This is a genomic window from Salibacterium aidingense DSM 18341, assembly GCF_000429685.1.
Classification (GTDB): domain Bacteria; phylum Bacillota; class Bacilli; order Bacillales; family Marinococcaceae; genus Salibacterium; species Salibacterium aidingense.
Map to the genome: position 1 here is coordinate 164326 of NZ_AUCI01000006.1, position 16497 is coordinate 180822.

Annotated in this window: 19 protein-coding genes and 1 pseudogene; 4 read left to right on the forward strand and 16 right to left on the reverse strand. The window is 42.2% G+C overall.

Going from position 1 to position 16497, the window contains the following annotated elements; genetic code table 11:
* Window positions 1–7 precede the first annotated feature (7 nt).
* Window positions 8–733: a Crp/Fnr family transcriptional regulator gene (locus tag G475_RS0106910; RefSeq protein ID WP_051302256.1), complete on the reverse strand. Its 726-nt coding sequence runs from the start codon at window positions 731–733 to the stop codon at window positions 8–10.
* Between the two features lie 170 nt (window positions 734–903).
* On the opposite strand from G475_RS0106910, the gene mobA reads away from it, so the two are divergent.
* Window positions 904–1401: a molybdenum cofactor guanylyltransferase gene (gene mobA, locus G475_RS0106915; protein WP_156911641.1), complete on the forward strand. Its 498-nt coding sequence runs from the start codon at window positions 904–906 to the stop codon at window positions 1399–1401.
* 356 nt (window positions 1402–1757) lie between these two features.
* Here the strand turns inward: mobA and G475_RS24425 are convergent, their stop codons facing one another.
* From G475_RS24425 to G475_RS0106990, 14 genes and pseudogenes are all read right to left on the reverse strand, one after another.
* A complete protein-coding gene (locus G475_RS24425; protein WP_051302258.1) occupies window positions 1758–2726 on the reverse strand; it encodes a hypothetical protein in 969 nt (322 codons plus the stop codon).
* A complete protein-coding gene (locus tag G475_RS0106925; protein WP_233275744.1) occupies window positions 2719–3234 on the reverse strand; it encodes a sigma-70 family RNA polymerase sigma factor in 516 nt (171 codons plus the stop codon). The genes G475_RS24425 and G475_RS0106925 overlap by 8 nt, the downstream gene beginning before the upstream one ends.
* Window positions 3235–4085: 851 nt before the next feature.
* On the reverse strand, window positions 4086–4784 hold the full coding sequence (ric, locus tag G475_RS0106930) for an iron-sulfur cluster repair di-iron protein (RefSeq protein WP_026700652.1): 699 nt from the start codon (window positions 4782–4784) through the stop codon (window positions 4086–4088).
* Window positions 4785–4886: 102 nt separating this feature from the next.
* Window positions 4887–5237, reverse strand: a complete 351-nt coding sequence (locus tag G475_RS0106935; RefSeq protein ID WP_026700653.1) for a cupredoxin domain-containing protein — start codon at window positions 5235–5237, stop codon at window positions 4887–4889.
* 89 nt (window positions 5238–5326) lie between these two features.
* Window positions 5327–5884, reverse strand: coding sequence for a hypothetical protein (locus G475_RS0106940; protein ID WP_026700654.1), 558 nt, complete (start codon window positions 5882–5884; stop codon window positions 5327–5329).
* Entirely contained in the window at window positions 5881–6519 is a 639-nt protein-coding gene (locus G475_RS0106945; protein WP_026700655.1) for an SCO family protein, read from the reverse strand. Before G475_RS0106945 ends, G475_RS0106940 begins: the two co-directional genes overlap by 4 nt.
* Before the next feature lie 61 nt (window positions 6520–6580).
* Window positions 6581–8243: pseudogene (locus G475_RS24430) on the reverse strand (cbb3-type cytochrome c oxidase subunit I).
* 12 nt (window positions 8244–8255) lie between these two features.
* Window positions 8256–8717 carry a cytochrome c oxidase subunit II gene (locus G475_RS0106955; RefSeq protein WP_035710426.1) on the reverse strand — a complete coding sequence of 154 codons (462 nt, stop codon included), beginning with the start codon at window positions 8715–8717 and terminating at the stop codon, window positions 8256–8258.
* Between the two features lie 15 nt (window positions 8718–8732).
* Complete coding sequence (locus G475_RS26710; protein WP_084414031.1) at window positions 8733–8894, reverse strand: cytochrome c oxidase subunit 2A; 162 nt, start codon at window positions 8892–8894, stop codon at window positions 8733–8735.
* Window positions 8895–9442: 548 nt separating this feature from the next.
* A complete protein-coding gene (locus G475_RS0106970; RefSeq protein WP_026700657.1) occupies window positions 9443–9742 on the reverse strand; it encodes a metal-sulfur cluster assembly factor in 300 nt (99 codons plus the stop codon).
* Window positions 9743–9759: 17 nt separating this feature from the next.
* Window positions 9760–10938 (reverse strand): hypothetical protein, encoded by a 1179-nt coding sequence (locus G475_RS24435; RefSeq protein ID WP_156911642.1) that lies wholly within the window; start codon window positions 10936–10938, stop codon window positions 9760–9762.
* Between the two features lie 71 nt (window positions 10939–11009).
* A complete protein-coding gene (locus G475_RS0106980; RefSeq protein WP_407636192.1) occupies window positions 11010–11237 on the reverse strand; it encodes a DUF2249 domain-containing protein in 228 nt (75 codons plus the stop codon).
* Entirely contained in the window at window positions 11209–11478 is a 270-nt protein-coding gene (locus G475_RS0106985; RefSeq protein WP_026700659.1) for a DUF2249 domain-containing protein, read from the reverse strand. The genes G475_RS0106980 and G475_RS0106985 overlap by 29 nt, the downstream gene beginning before the upstream one ends.
* A 69-nt stretch (window positions 11479–11547) precedes the next feature.
* Window positions 11548–12246 (reverse strand): Crp/Fnr family transcriptional regulator, encoded by a 699-nt coding sequence (locus G475_RS0106990; protein WP_026700660.1) that lies wholly within the window; start codon window positions 12244–12246, stop codon window positions 11548–11550.
* A 208-nt stretch (window positions 12247–12454) separates the two neighbouring features.
* On the opposite strand from G475_RS0106990, the gene G475_RS0106995 reads away from it, so the two are divergent.
* From G475_RS0106995 to G475_RS0107005, 3 genes are all read left to right on the forward strand, one after another.
* Entirely contained in the window at window positions 12455–12688 is a 234-nt protein-coding gene (locus tag G475_RS0106995) for a DUF2249 domain-containing protein (protein WP_026700661.1), read from the forward strand.
* Window positions 12689–12718: 30 nt separating this feature from the next.
* Window positions 12719–13648 carry a TIGR04053 family radical SAM/SPASM domain-containing protein gene (locus G475_RS24440; RefSeq protein WP_407636193.1) on the forward strand — a complete coding sequence of 310 codons (930 nt, stop codon included), beginning with the start codon at window positions 12719–12721 and terminating at the stop codon, window positions 13646–13648.
* Between the two features lie 334 nt (window positions 13649–13982).
* Window positions 13983–14705 (forward strand): YwiC-like family protein, encoded by a 723-nt coding sequence (locus G475_RS0107005; protein WP_035710428.1) that lies wholly within the window; start codon window positions 13983–13985, stop codon window positions 14703–14705.
* Window positions 14706–14997: 292 nt separating this feature from the next.
* On the opposite strand, the gene G475_RS0107010 is transcribed toward G475_RS0107005, so the two are convergent.
* Window positions 14998–16494, reverse strand: a complete 1497-nt coding sequence (locus tag G475_RS0107010) for a sulfatase-like hydrolase/transferase (RefSeq protein ID WP_026700663.1) — start codon at window positions 16492–16494, stop codon at window positions 14998–15000.
* Window positions 16495–16497 lie beyond the last annotated feature (3 nt).

The following is a 16497-nucleotide window of genomic DNA, read 5'->3' on the forward strand; positions in this document are numbered from 1 at the left end:
GAATTAATCACATACGACAGATTTCCACCGGGCATTCTTCGCAATAGCACATGGCTTTTAATGCGGAGATTTCATGGATGACAAGACACCCGTCCCTCTGAGAAATAATTTCTTGTTTTTTCATATCGGAGAGCAGGCGGTTGACGCTTTCGCGGGTGGCTCCTATAAAATCGCCGAGCTCTCCGTTTTTGATTCTTTTCTGTATGAAAATACTATTTCCATCGGGCGCTCCATACGAATTGCACAGGCGTATGAGTGTGGAAGCAAGCGCCCCTGATTTGCCATGAAACGTTAAGTCCCGTAATTTGGATTTAGTGATACGTTCCATCAGTGTATTCCAATGCATAAATTCTATCGCCAGGTCTCCATGCTGCCATAGTAAAATTTCCATATCTTTTTGTTGGATGATCCCTATTTGGCTGTCTTCCAATGTGTATGCACTGTAACTGTGGGCTAACTCCTGAAAACTGCTTAATTCTCCGAACATATCGCCTTTGCCAAACAGGCTTAGAATATGCTCTTTTCCATCTGTCGTCGTTTTTGTCAGTTTAACCTTTCCTTCTCGAATGAAAAACAGTTTGTCTGCTGGATCGTCCTCTAAAAACAGGAAATGTCCTCTTTCTATCGGGTGCATATACATGATGTCTTTGATGGCATCAAGGTTGTAAGCAGAATAACCGGCCGTGTTCTGATAGTGATTAATATCGCTGCGGTTTACAGCGGAAGTCCGCATCCAAATCCCTCCAGATTATTGTTACTTTTATTGTATCTAAAATACATATTTTAAAAAGTGATTTATGTCACAGTTTATCGTATAAACTGTGACAAATGTTACAGCTGACCGATGCATCACATTATATGATAGGTGAGAAAAAGGAGGCGGGTATATTGGGGTTATCGGGTGTGATTATTGATAAACAAAGGGAAAAAGAGAATAACTTTCTGTCAATAACAGAAAAAGATAAGCTGGAAAGCCAGATTTCAGAAATGAGAAAAGTATGCTCTGAGGTTATTTTAATAACAAATCATCCTAAACTGTACCTTCCCTTTATAGGAAATTCTATTCGAATTATAACAGAATTTTATAAAGGAAAAGGTGTTATTGGACATATTTATACAGCTTTCTCCTTAGCCAAAGAATCATTTGTATGGTTGGTCGAAAGGGATGCCTTCATTATCTCCCCGGAGGCAGCCGAATTTTGTGTGTACGTTCAGACGACACAACAATTAGAAGCTATTATTCCTGTCCGCAACGGAGAAAAATCCCCCTCACATGGGGTGTACAGAATATGTCATTTCTCTATATTAGATGAACTTGTTAAAAAAAAAGATGTAAGGATACAAGATTTTCTGAATTACATTCACTATGAGGAATTGGATGAAAATTTTTTCATTCAGTAAGGATTTTTCTATTGGTTAGAAACTTATACCAGGCTTACTTCTCCCTCCTACATAAAATAAAATAGCATCCCGTAAAAATTCAAGTCCTCCTTTCTACGAGCCAGCCGTGCCCGCGGCAAAAGAAGACACTGTGAAGTAGAACATCGTAAACTTGAGCAGATGTCGCCCTTGTGCCCGATGGGCAAAAGCGAAGGATGTTGACGCAGCAAGAGAAAGACGCACAAAAATTCCCGAACCCATTCATCCATGAATGGTTCGGGAATTTTTGGTTTCGCGATGGTTTTGTCCCAGACTCTACTCGATTTAGTCCGGTCGCAGCACGGCACTCCTGCCATACGGATCCCTAGTATTTCAGCCTACTTTCCTTCCTTTTCCAGGATCTCCGCTGCTTCTTCTCTGATCTTCGTTTCTTCTTCTTCGTTAAATTCTCCCGATTGCAGTTTTTCATAGGCTTCTTCGCCCAACCCGGCTTTCAGTTTATTGTTTTTTTCAATGGAATGGGTAATGGCCTGATCTATTTCCTCAGCAGCTACACCCTGTTCTGTGAAAAATTGTTCTGCCTCACTGTATTCTTCTCCGCTTGCCAGGGACCAAATGATTTTTTCAAGCGAATCTGTCCCAAAGCCTTCTTCGCTCATTTGATACAGCTCATAAGTCAACCCCTCATGCTCCCATAATACAATGCCATTGACGAAGTAAACAGTTTTATCGGCAATATCTTCCTTTTTGACCTCTTCATCTGTTGAAATTCCCTTGTCGCCCTCTGAAATCAACAAGGAAGAAACCAATTCATCCTCTTTTGTGTACTGAAGTTCAACATCAAAAGCATCTTGGGGGGGCATGACTATTTTCGAGAGCTCAGAACCGTCCGGCATCTGTGTCGGAACTCCAAAATCGGTTTCCATCGTATCACGTGCTTCTTCGAGAGATACGCTTGGCTTGTGAACTTCTTCGCGGTCTGTGTCCGAAGCATTCTCGTCGTTATTTGTTTCGTTCACGGGCAATTGGTCATATTGAGTGACTTCCATATCGCCTATTTGAAAACGGTCCATGATCGATTCAATCATTTCCTGCCCATAAGTGGTCGTTGAAAAGCCGCCAACCAAACAAACGGAAACTGTTGTTACAATGGCAATATGCTTCATCTTTTTTTTCATAAAAAACACATCCTTTTTCTGGTTATTATTGTGTAATGTTTCTGTTTGCATTTTATATTTTACCTGGTTATAAATCTTTTCTTTATGCTTGTCTTCGTCCACCTCTGTGGTGATAAGCAAGCGCTGCACTTCCTTGAGATCCTCATCGTTAGGTTTTTTTTCACTCATGCCCATTCCTCCTCACATTCAAGCGTTCGCGAAGTTTTTTTAGGCTTCGGTAGATAACAACACCGACATTGGAGCTACTGATCCCCACCAACTCAGCAATCTCCGAATTTTTTAGATCTGCACCAAATTTCAGGGCGATGATATTCCGCTCTTTCTCCCTAAGGTGGCTCAGGGCTTGAAATAAATCCTTGTTTTTTTCTTTTGAAACAATCTCTTCTTCCGGAGACGAATTGAATGAAACCATGTCTAACAAAGAGTCCATGGAAAAGTGAAATCCCTTTTTCATTGAACGGTGGTAATCCGTGACGATATTTCTGGCAATGGCGATCAACCATACTTCAAAAGGAGATTTCTCGGGAGAATAAGTGTTGTATTTGACAATCACTTTCTCGAATACCTGGCTGCATAAATCCTCTGCCATATACTGGTCATTGATTCGATAGCAAATGTATTTATACACCCGTTTGTAATACGTTTCAAAAATCTGGTCGAATTCAAGGTCTGTCATTTCTTTTTTTGCTGTATCTGTTCTTACGGACCGATACGCAGGTATGTTGGATTGGGCATACTTCATCTCATCTCTCCGCCTCCCTCTATTACCAAGTGATCCATTACAACTCCTTTCATTGTCAAATAACCCATGGGTCATGATTAATTCACTAGTTAATACGCAATCATGCCAAATCCATTAACAACGAAATAAATATTTTTTTAAAGGAGGGCTCAAGTCTGTTTATTATCCATAATTTTAAACCTATTCCGCGAGCCTGTCTCCACTTCTTTAATGTTACAGCATTTCCGAAGCTCAAACCGTAGGCAAGCTTTGAGCAAGAAGGTGACGTTTGAACGTGATGAAAGACAGAGCACCAACCCCGACTGTGTGCTTTTATTTATGGACGCGTAAGCGTTAAATAATCCCCACCTTGAAAAATAAGGGGGGATTATTTAACGCTTACTTCTTTTCTACCTCAGTATTCTAGTTATCGCAATTTATGGCTGCTTGCAAGCATTCAGAATAAAATCACTGACACTGATATTCATTCAGCACTAGAGAAAGTAGGTTTGGAATCTACCCATAAAAAACCTGTACGTTACTATTCCATTATGGAACATCCTAATGTCTTGCTATTAGATGAACCAACCCAATGGATTAGATCAAAATGGGGATGAATGTTTAAAACAGATACTAAAAGATCAAAAAAATAAAGGGAACGCCATTGTTCTAGTGTCACATCTAAAAAATAAAATCGATGTATTTTGTGCACGTGTATATCAATTAAAACACAAGCGTTTAATTCCCATTACGCATAAACCTTTGCGTATGCCGACCTCCCATCGGAGACCGGCGACACGTGCGTTTTATACCGCATAACGAGGAAAAAGAATGTTATTTTCCAGATGGATATGAGTAAAAGTGTCATCTTCCAGTGCTTCCAGTCTCTTGTATACTAATTGATAGGTTCTGCAGGCTCCTTCCGGCAGGGTATAGTCATTTGTTAACTCGCGGATTTTTTTCAATATGCCGCCGCTGTCATCATGCTCGGCTTCTAATTCTTCAATCATGGCAGCAAGGTCTTCTCTGGAATGACCGGGATTTTCCTGTTCAAATGCAAGGATTGCCGGAAAAACAGATTGTTCTTCTTTTTTTGTATGAGCGAGAAGGTCGTCTTTAAATGCTGTAAAAAGATCGTCTATTTCATGGAGAAATGGGTGGTCTGCACCGTGTACCAGCTTTACTTTTCGCACGTAAGGCGCCAATTGTTCTAACTCTTCTTTAATGAAAAGGTGGTGTGTTTGTTCGATATGCTTTATCACTTCTTGCGAAGAAATCGCCCGCCAGTCCGTAATAGTATCTGTGGCCATCGTTTGAAAATATAACTCATTCAGTTTTTCCAATGTTGATGCTTCATCGATGCCTTTTTCCAATAAAACCTTTTTTAATGGACGGTCTCCCCCGCAGCAAAAATCTATTTTTCTACTTTTGAAAAAGTCACTTGCCTTTGGACATTTAACGACAATCTCCCCTACTGTTTCAGCTGCATCAATTTTTTCAATCATCAGTTATGCACCTCCTACTTCATATAATAAAGGACCGAACAGATATATAGATTGATCTATATCACACCCCGCTTGTAAAAAATATCACAGGTCTGGTTTCCACTACTCCACTGTCAAGGTGGCAACCATGTCCTCATGCCCTTCTCCACACGGTACATTGCACATGATTGTATACTCCCCAGGATCCAGGGTTGCCGTGGCTGAGCCCTCTCCTTCAATATTTACATCTGTCCCTTCAATTTCAATGCCATGCATGCCTTCTTCACTGGTTAGATGAAAGGTAACTTCCTCCCCGGCCGGATCCGTAAAGTGTTCCTTATTAAATTCCCAGTTGGTTGCAGTAATATCAACTGTTGTGCCTGCGTTTTCCGTATCTTCCCCATCTGTGCCCCCGCATGCTGCCAGTAGAAAAAGAAAAGCGATGGACAGTGTTGTTAATAAAGCCTTTTTCATCGATATCCCCCCTGAGTCATTTTTTATTACGTTTTTATTGTAAATCACACCATCATCATGGTGCTGTGAAAAATATCACGGAGTTCTGTTTATTTATATTCCGATTGATCGATATAAAATAATTGCAGAAAATATATAATCATAATTAATGCAAAGGCCAGGGATCCCCAGCCTAATGTTTTTTGTTCCACTTCGAGATAATTGTTGCATATTTGTTTATCCGCTCCAATATATATCCATGCCATGAAAAGAAATACGACTGTAAGAAATACAAAAACCATTGATTGAGCACTCGACCCAAGTTTGCTCCAACTATCACGAAGAGATACTCCAGCTAAAAATGGCAGACTGATAAATTTAAATACTTCCACTGCCTGGACGCTTAACGTTTCGTCCATCATTCGTGGAATCATCCAATAGCTCCAGATCACCATAAATAATAAAACACCAGGGACCCCGTTTTTATTCCATTTCTCAAAAAATCGAGGAAAGTGAATTTGAAAAAAACGAGCCATAAAAATACCGGATAACACTAACAAGGGCATTTGCATATGCATGTGAACAATCATGATCGATTCTAACAATGCAGCCACAGGAGGAAGAACAAGAAAACCATACAGCAATAGTCCATATACCGCTTGTTTCATGGCCTATTCTCCCCCTTTTCAAGGATCGCCGTCACTGTCCCGGCTGCTGCCTCCACATTTGTGAAATCCATCACTTCTTGTAACCGGCCTTCTTTTCCTACCAGATAAAAGGCAGCATTATGCTGAAATTCTCCATATTCGTTGGGAATCACCACAACGCCTAATTTTTCTAGTAGACGCTCTAATTCTTCTTGATCTTTAATACGTGCCATCCGCCAGGTTTGCCCGTCGCTTCCAAAAGCTCTCCTATATTTAGCTAACGTTTCCGGATCATCTTTTGTTGGATCAAAACTTATACTTAAAAAAACAATCTCTTTTCCTACATATTCGCCCGGAATCAAGTCGTACACTTCCGCCATATTCATGGCCAATTGGGGACATACTGTCGTGCAGCTGGTGTACATAAACGTTAGAAGTACATATTTATCTTCAGCCAGTTCATCAAAGGAATAAGTACGTTCCTGACTATCTTCTAACGTGACAGAAGGAACGGCAGGGTTTTTCTGCATTAATTCATACGATCTTGCGCTTTCTGATGTAAATGCCCTGAATCCATCCGTACTAATATAAAACAATGTCATTCCAAACAACACCACGAGAATCATAGCAAAAGCCGTACGATGTTTATAAATCATAACGACCCCTTCCTTAAAGGTTTCAGAGGTAATCGTAATACAGGATGTTACCCCGCTCGTGTTACCATGTTTTAATCGGAGGCGACCCGGGTGGTGCATTCAGAATAAAATCCATAATCGGAACCACATACGCCATCGCCACGACCATAAGCAATAAGACGATCCACAGACCCCAGCGCTCGGTCCACATCGGGGCTGGTGCGGCCCCATCTTCTGCCTCAGCCACTGGAAATTCCGTTTCTCCCTTTGGGGCAAAGAACATCATATGAAACACGGCATACACCTGAATAAGGACACCAATCAGCAGTAGTACCGCTCCCATCCCCATGACATATTCATAGGGTATCCAGCTTAATGCTGTGGAATGGTCCCCATAGGTCGTAAAAGAAGTTCTTCGCGGATCACCCAGCAGTCCTGCTGCATGCTGTGAACCTGCCATTAAAACCATACCAACTGTCCAAATGATCGTTTGAATAACCCCTAATCTATTCATCTTTGCAGTGAGCCGCCGCTTTGCAAGATAGGGAACCAGCCAATAACAAATGCCGAAAAAGGTCATAACAACCGACATCCCTACTGTGACGTGAAAATGACCCACAACCCACAGCGTGTTATGAATGACCTGGTTCAGTTGATTACTTGTGTTGACAATGCCGCCTGCTCCCCCAGGAATAAAGGCAATCATCGCAATCATTGGCGCTAAAAAACGAACATCTCCCCATGGGAGTTTTTTCAACCAGCCAAGCAGCCCTTTTCCACCTAATCTTCTACCGGCACGCTCAAACACAGCGAACATCGCAAAGGCGGTCATTAATGAAGGCACTGCGATCGCCAGACTCATAAATACATGCAAATATTTAATCGACAGGGAAATCCCCGGATCGACAATTTGATGGTGAAATCCACCGGGAATGTTTAGAATCACAAGCAAAATAACTACTAGTTTAATTAATTTTTCATTAAAGTGCCTGCCTCCAATAAGTTTTGGTACAACCACATACCATACAGAAGCAGCCACCAGATACCAAATATTAACGAGGGAATGTCCAAACCACCAAAACAGCGTACGCCCCACCATAACATTCGTAGTTTCTACTAAACCCATCGACCAGGGAATCAGGGTCAGCACTTCAATCGTTATCCCAATACTTGCAAAAAACCATAATACGAATACACCCATTGCAAAAAAGGCTAATAGTGGCGTCGGCTGCCCGCGATGTGCTTTTCTCCAGTGACTGTAATTGATAAAAACACCAAAGCAGCAAGCCCAGATCCCTAATACAAGAAGTACTAATCCAACATAAAAGAAGGGATGAGCGGCTAAAGGAGGATAAAATGTGTATAACACAGATGCTTCGTTCAAAATAATCATCACAGCAACGAGTGCTGTTCCCGTCAGCATGAAAGCGAAGCCAACCCATGCCAGCTTTCGAACATTAAACAACAGGCCCTCGAAAGAATGCGAAAGAGCAGCATACTGATAGCCAATCGTAAAAGTAGTGGAAAAAACAACGAGTAATAAAATGCCATGTGCCGTTAACACCTGTAGGTAATTCTAAAAGCCCTGACCGCTCCAGTCCCTGCAGCAGCCCTAAAATTCCACCGATGAGAAGCGACACAAACGCCACCGTTAAATAGGATAGGGAAACCTTCGCATCCTTCTGATTTATGCCTAATGCTTTTTTAGATGTTTGACGTATCGGTTCAGTCCTTGCTTGTTCCATGCCGTCACCTCCCTACGTTACCGTAATTGTTGTAGACATCATCTGGTGGCCTATCCCGCAATATTCATTGCACAATATAAGAAACTCCCCGGGTTCGTCGAATGTATGAGTTATTTTCTGAACGTGTCCCGGCATAACCATTGCATTTATATTCGTTCCTGCTACTTGAAAACCATGGGTTACATCTTTAGTGGCCAACGTAAACGTTACTTCTGCTCCAGCGGGTATTTCAATGTCGCCCGGGGTGAACTGAAAGGCCTGCATCGTCATGACAATTTCATATTCGTTATCCCCTGTTTCCTTCACTCCGGGGTCATCAAATGGTTCGGTTTCGTCTACTTCTTGCGGATCAATCGTTTCTTTATGACTCGGCGGTCCCATCCCAAGCGCGAACGTCTGATAACCAATGATTAACATAAATACAAGTAAAAGTCCGACACTTAACGTAATCCAAATTTCTTCCAATCGGTGCATGTTTATTCCTCCCCCTTACACTCTCGACATGTACAGCCAAAACACCCCTGCCCACATAATGAGGATGATTGCTCCTACCACCCCTACCGATATCAACGTCCCTTTTAATGAATACTCTTCTTTCCTGTCGGCTTGTTCAGCAGGTTGTGTTTTTCTTGATAAAGGACTATCGGCCATCGTTATCACTCCCCTTTCCTACACCCTTATTCTAAATAGAAAGCACCGGGGGCGAAGTGAGCCTCATCACTCGTTGACCTTTTTACTTTCAGGTATAAGAAAAACATAAAATGGAAATCCGCCCATATTAAGTGTATTTTTACATTATACCGCTGCAGGGTGAAGCGTTCCCCTATATTTCCAATGCTGACAGCACAGGGGGGCCTCCGATTAACATTCTGGCGGAAGAAGGGAGGGTAACTGGAGAATAGCTGCGCCTAAATTTTGTCCTAGTCCTATCTCCGTGGGGATAGAGAACACTACGCTTTCCATTTACATTTTTCTTGGCTGCCAAAAACGTTTGGAGACCGGTCCTTTTCTTCTCCTCTAGCCAGTGGGTACAAAAGCTATGTTGGAGGCCTCGAAGAGCTTCATTCCGGGGGTTCGTGTCCTCCACCACTGCTGCTGTCCGGTTCAGGCAAATGCTTTTCATCAGTTTCCAAGGGATTAAAAAAAGTACCGGCATCTTTTGATGTGAAGAGCCCGGTACTCGTCTATATCATTTACTTTTAAAATTTCAGCTGCTCGCTTGCAAGTCTGCTCATTTTTTCCGGAGTCCATGCAGGTTCCCAGACGACTTGAACTTCGACGGTTTTAACGGCTGCAAGAGAATTGATACAATGTTTAACCCCATACACAATACTATCATGAAGCGGGCATCCAGGCGTCGTTAACGTCATTTTGACATCAACATGGTTTTTCTCATCTACTTCTATTTCATATATGAGCCCAAGATCAATGACGTTAATGCCAAGTTCTGGATCATATACCTCTTTTAAGGCGTTCATCACTTTGTTTTTCATCTCCATTTTCGATGCCTCCTGGGTTATCTAGTCAGCACTCTAATAACCTCTGTACAAAACAGAGCCGTTGCTGCAAAAAACAAAGCCTGGCTTAGGGAAAAAAGAACGGTATGTGCTAAAATAAAAGCCGCCACGATGCCGCAAGCCGAGACAGCAAATAATGTAAAAATGATAACTGCTGAACGCTCGCGGATTAAATCTTTTAAAAGCGGTGTTCCTTTTTGTCCGGCTTGGCCGCTGTATTTATAGGTCCACCAGAGAACGGGTACGATTTTGAACAAGTAACCACTAATCGTAAAGGTAATCCAGACGAAAATGTACAAGTAAACAAGCCGTCCAAATAATCCTTCCTGACCTGGGAAAAACGAGGCGGCAGCCGCAGACAAATGAATAAGCCAGCCTCCCGCTATGGAGGACAATGAAAAAAGAAAACCCTTGTCCAACCGTTTTTTCATTCTTTTTTTTAATAATTGACCGATATGGACCGTAAATAAGGTAAAACCTGCAAACAGCAGGATAAGGCCAGTTGTGAATAAATTAGTGGTTAATGAGAAAAAAGAAACAGTCGATAGGGCTAAACCTGTAATGTAAATACCAAATACCCAGCGGCTGAGTTTCATTGAAAAACCATGAGCTAAAGAAAACATCGGCACAAGTTTATAGGAAAATCCCATGATAAGCAGTGTAAACCACCCGGCCAAACCCAAAAGAATATGGCTTTTTAATATAGCAAGGTGATCAAACACCGTCCTACCAAATCCTAGACTTATGGAAAGAAGCAGTCCCAGCATAATCGTCAGGAAAAGGCAAAGTAAGGCTGTCAGCACAAATAAGAAAAGAATGTTTTTTTCCTTTTGACTTTTCATACTCATTACCATCTGCAGCAAAAATATTAATAAACCGAGCAGCGTCAATCCACCGCTGACAGGCAGCCAATCTAAACGGATAAAAAAACTGGCGGCCAGAGAAAGGATACCAGCAGCTGTTATCACAAATTGAACAAATCCAAGACGAATGCTCCAAATGGATACGAGAAAAGTGACAGGTACCATCTGATACATCGCACCCATTGCCACCATTGCTCCCAACCCAAGCAATAATAGGTGGGCAGCACCCCAAATCCCCGGAGAACGATACGACCCTTCCAGAACAGCAGCCGCGTTGAAAAGCAGCAGCCCTTGTGCTGCAAGAAATGCCGGCAAAGCAAATTAGATGAACAACAAAGGAAGACGAATATCTGTCCCCGCCTTGGACCTTGGCTGTGGAAACATCGCTACGTTTTCTTTCTAATCGTAATTTGATAACTTCCATCTTCTAACGACACCGTGTCATGCGAGTATCCTCTTTCTTCTAATTCAGGATACAAAAACATTGGTTTTCTATCATTTATAATAATCAAGGATTGATGATCGCCCAGCCGCTCAAGGGCGTCAAGCGTACGGACCATCGGCTGCGGGGGTTCAAGACCGCGATTATTCAGTTTCAATAGCCATCCCCCCATCCCTGTAAAAGGTTACCTTCCAATGGTCTTCCTCTACTTGTTCAACCTCGTTTTCAAACCCCTTTTTCTTCATAAATGTCAGCAGAGGTGCCGGCCGGAAAGTGGCATGTAAAACAAGGCGTTCCTCCGATCTTAATGATCGTACCGTTTTGGTAATAATATGAAATGGCTCCTGGTTATTCCGAAGCATATTCCGTACGTCCAACTCAACAACATGGGTGTCTGCTTGACGTTTCTCCACTTTTGGTCCCTCCTTTCCTATTCCTGTCCTTATCGTAAAGGAAAAAGATACAATCCGGAGTGATTCTCATCACAAGTCAAACAGTTCTTTTTGAATGGCTTCTGTTGATATATTTAAATATCCGTATTTATTGAAGTGAATAAATTCTTTTTTTCGTAACTGTGTCAATGTACGACTTACGGTTTCCCTCGACGTTCCAATCATATTGGCAAGCTCTCTGTTAGTAAAATAGGTGTCAAGCTGAACCTGACCGGCCCCCAGTTCCCTGCCATATGCTTCGCAGAGACGGAGAAGGAGCATCAGAATTTGTTCTTTTGTATTGTGCAGCACCTGCTCCTCCAGTCTGTTTTGTAAATCGATGATTTTTTCACCCATAACACGAAACAATTTTACACTGACTTCCGGGTACTGCAGCAAAATCGTTTCAAACTCAGCAATCGGGATCACCACAATAATTGATTCTTCGAGTAATTCTGCATGGGCTGGATAACTACCTCTTCCAAAAAAACCGACATGAGGGAACATATCATCTTCTTTTAAAATCGAAACAATTTGTTCTTTTCCATTTATATCCGTTTTATATATTTTCACTTTTCCTTGTTGAATAAAAAAGACCCGCTCCAGTGGATCACCTTGCATAAACACAAAGGTTCGTGGTTTATAGGTCCTTACATGCGCGATCTTTACAATCGGTTCTATTTCGGCCTCCGTCAATTCTTTGAAAAGAGGTACCCCTTTCAAGTGGCGGGTAATTATGTCTGCCGGCATCATTTCAACTCCCCTTTTTTACACTGTGTGATTCAGTTCCGTTACGGTAAAAAACGGGACTATATCACTTTTTATAATACTTCAAACTTCCTTTTGCAACAGTGATTTTTATCACACGCGATGAATGTGAAATCTCACATTCAAACACCCGGCCACCGCGTATACTGACGATTGTAAGCCATTTTTACTGAATAAGGAGGAGCATAATTTGTCTGTTTATGCTGCAAAAGTAGACACGACCGAATACCCGGCAAAGGAAAAACATCCCGTTATTTTCAGCACATTTGATGAATTGAAACCCGGAGAAGTCATGGAATTAAAGAATGACCACGATCCCCGTCCATTGTATTACCAATTCATGATGGAAAGAGAAGGGCAATTTAACTGGAACTACACCGAAGAAGGTCCAACTACCTGGAAAGTAGAAATTGGAAAGCTTTAAATTTTTAAGTGATGAAAAGAAGGTGGTATATTGCGGGATTACAGCAAAAATCCGTTCATTGTGATTTGGGAGGTGACACGGGCGTGTGAGTTGAAATGTCTGCACTGCCGGGCGGAAGCACAATATCGTAGAGATCCTAGGGAATTATCGTTTAAAGAAGGGGAGCATCTTATTGATCAAATTTATGAGATGGACAATCCTCTCTTTGTATTTACCGGCGGGGATCCGCTTATGCGGGAAGATTTATACGATTTAGCGGATTATGCCGTCCAAAAAGGGGTACGGGTATCGATGACCCCCAGTGCCACACCACTTGTTACCAAAAAAGCAATCCAGAAGGCTAAAGAGGTCGGCCTGTCCCGCTGGGCATTCAGTCTGGATGGGCCGAATGCAGTGATTCATGACTATTTTCGCGGCACAAGCGGGTCCTTCGATTTAACAACAAACGCCATCGATTATTTAAATGAATTGGAGATCCCCGTTCAAATTAATACGACCGTTTCACGCTATAACCTCAACCATTTAGAGGAGATGGCGCAATTAGTCGAAAAATTAAATGCCGTTCTATGGAGCGTCTTTTTTCTGGTACCGGCCGGACGCGGGAAGAAGGAGGATATGATTACTCCAGAGGAGCATGAAATCGTGTTAAACTGGCTTTATGACTTGGACCAATTATCCTCCTTTGATGTTAAAACAACAGAAGCCCATCATTACCAGCGTATTAAGCTTCAACGAAAAAAACAAGAAAAACGAAACCGTCGTTATCCTGCTTCAAACGGCAACAGTCCGCAAACTACGAATGATTTAGGAAGGGCTCCCATAGGAATCAGAGATGGCAGCGGATTTCTGTTTATTTCCCATACCGGTGATGTTTATCCAAGCGGCTTTCTTCCGGTTCCCTGCGGAAATGTTAGAAAGACCCCGTTAGCTGACATTTACCGCAATAGTTCAGTCTTTTAAGAGCTCAGAAATCCGGACCTTTATAAAGGTAAATGCGGGGTTTGCGAATACCGCCACGTTTGCGGCGGTTCTCGTGCCCGTGCTTATGCCGTCACAGGGGACTATTTGGAAAGTGAACCTGCCTGTACTTACATTCCTGCAACATGTAAATAAAGCATTTAATAAAATGGTAACTACGCATAACCCCCCCTTTATGTCGGCTCCCCTCTCATAAGTGATAAATGATCATTGTTATTCGTGTAACCACCTCCCGTACTGGGAGATTTTTATTTGTCCGTTATGATGTTTCTCACTTCCTTGGTCGATCGTTTTAAGAAAACAGGGGGGATACCTTATGAAAAGGCTGGTATTACCAAGGCAGCACGGGGCATGGGTAATGGTTGCCCTTCCCTTTTTAATCGGGATGACTGCCGGCCGACCGCATTGGATTCACCTATTCCTTTTTCCCGGCTGGTTTTTTCTGTATATTTCGTCCAGCCCCTTGCTGCTGTTTGTTAAGAAAAAGAAAAACAGAGGCATGTATGTCAAGGGCTTCGCTGCCTATACCAGTATCGCAATGTTATTTCTTAGTGTGCCGCTGCTTTTCTATCCGGAGCTGCTCTTGTTTGCTGGCTTTTTGCTCCCGATGCTGGGGATTAACATCATTTTTGCCAGACGCAAAAACGAACGAGCCTTTTTAAATGACCTTTTTGCGATTATGGGACTGTGCTTAGGAGGGCCTGCTGCATACCTCATTGGAAGTGGAACATGGGAAGAAACCGCCCTTTATATTTGGGCAGCTTCGGTTGGTTTTTTTATTGGCAGTGTCTTTTTTGTAAAGATGTTTATCAGGGAAAAAAACAATTCGACGTTCAAGTGGTATGCATGGGCTTATCACAGCCTTCTTGTTATCCTAAGCTTTGTTTTCGGATTTATTGGTTTGGGAGCTGCTTATTTGTTTAGTTTTTTCCGCATCTTTCTTTTTTACAAAAAACCATTACAACCAAAGCACACCGCTATCATTGAATGTAGCAATTCCGTGTACTTCTTCATTGTTATGATTTTTTGGCTGGTTTAATTCTTTAGCAAAGGCAGCAAGACATAGAAAGACACCCTTTTCTCAACACTGCTTTGTAAAATACTTCAAAGGGATAGCTGCCTCTTTTAACAAACTTGCCAAAAAAGGTAAAACGGACGCTTTCCTTTAATACCCGGAAAAAGTACTCAAAACATACACCAGCTTATCCATGGGCTCCTCCAGCAGAATGCATATAAGTTTCCGGGTCAGTAAAGGATGGACATATGCTGCAATGCTCCTTTGGAGATAGCACCCCCCGGATATTCAAAAACAGCACTAAATTTTTAGATTCTTATGATATTGCCGTCCTTGCGCGTAACACTCCATCCTTTTCCATTTCCGCCGAAGCCAGGGCTTGCAGGAGTTGAGTTTTTATGGATTGCATTTCTTCCTTGTCCCATAAATTGTTTAATTGTTCATGATCCTGTTTTAAATCATACAACTCACCGTATGTCCGATTATGATAAACCACCAATTTATACTGTTGTACGATGAACGTTTTTTGCATAAATGAACTTTCTGTTGGACGAAATTCTACCATTACCCAGTCTCTTTTTTCAGTATCGCAATTTTTCCAGGCTTCTTCTTGATTTATTCCTTGAATACCAGGATCAGGGTCTATCCCGGCAATATTCATAAATGTGTTTCCTAGATCAATTAAGCTTTGTAACGATTCGCTCCTGTCTCCGGGCGTTTTGCAGTCAGGGTGGGAAACGATAAAGGGGACTTTCTGAATGTCTTCATATGCTGGCAAACCTTTATACCACAAGCCATGATTACCCATGTAATCACCATGGTCGGAGGTGAAGACAATAACAGTATCATCTATAAGACCCGTCTTCTCCAAATGATCTAATATGCGGCCGATATGATGATCCATCTGACTAACCATTCCATAATACTTTGTCATCATTTCTCTCTTTTTCTCATCTTCCAAAAACGGCAGCTCCCCTATACAAGGGGCCGGCATTCCATTGACATGTAATTCAGGTTCATTCTCATACATTGTACCGTCTACTAGATCTTGATAGAAAGATGGCTTGTTCTCCATCTCTCCTTCCTGAAGGTCGTAACATGGTACTTCCTCTTTCTTATACATACTCGCCCAGGGTTCAGGTACCACAAACGGGTTATGAGGATCCTGAAAACTCGCCCATAGAAAAAAAGGATCTTCTTTCTGTTTTGCCATATTGATTGCTTCCATCGTCTCATCCGCCGTCCACTTTGAATTCGAGACTTCTTCCGGCAGCGCCCAAGTTCCGACATCGTGCGGCGTACCTTTACCAAAATAATTATTGGTATCTATCCCTTTTTCTTCTAACCACAATCCATAGTGTCCGCTCGCCGCATGCTTCTCACTACTATGTCCAGTTACAAAACGTACATAGTCAAATCCAAAGTAAGGTCCATTCCATTCCCGGAAAAAGTCTCTATCATAAATATTAGGCCCTGCCTCAAAGCTGCCCGGAGTTAAGCAAGACATAAAATGTGCTTTACCAATTAAACCTGTGAAATACCCATGTTCCGATAGTTTTGCCGGGATGGTTGGGTAATCTTCCGGAAGACTCGTTCCGATTGTATTGCAGCCATGTTTAGATGGATAATGACCGGTTAGCAGAGAGGTCCGGGCAGGGGTACAAACGGGGCTGCATGTATACCCACGGTTAAATACTATTCCTTTTTTTGCGATCCGTTCCAGGTTAGGGGTTTTAACAATCGGATTTTGAAAACTGACCGCGTCCCAACGCTGCTGATCACTAGTGATGAACAAAATATTTTTAGGTTTCAATGG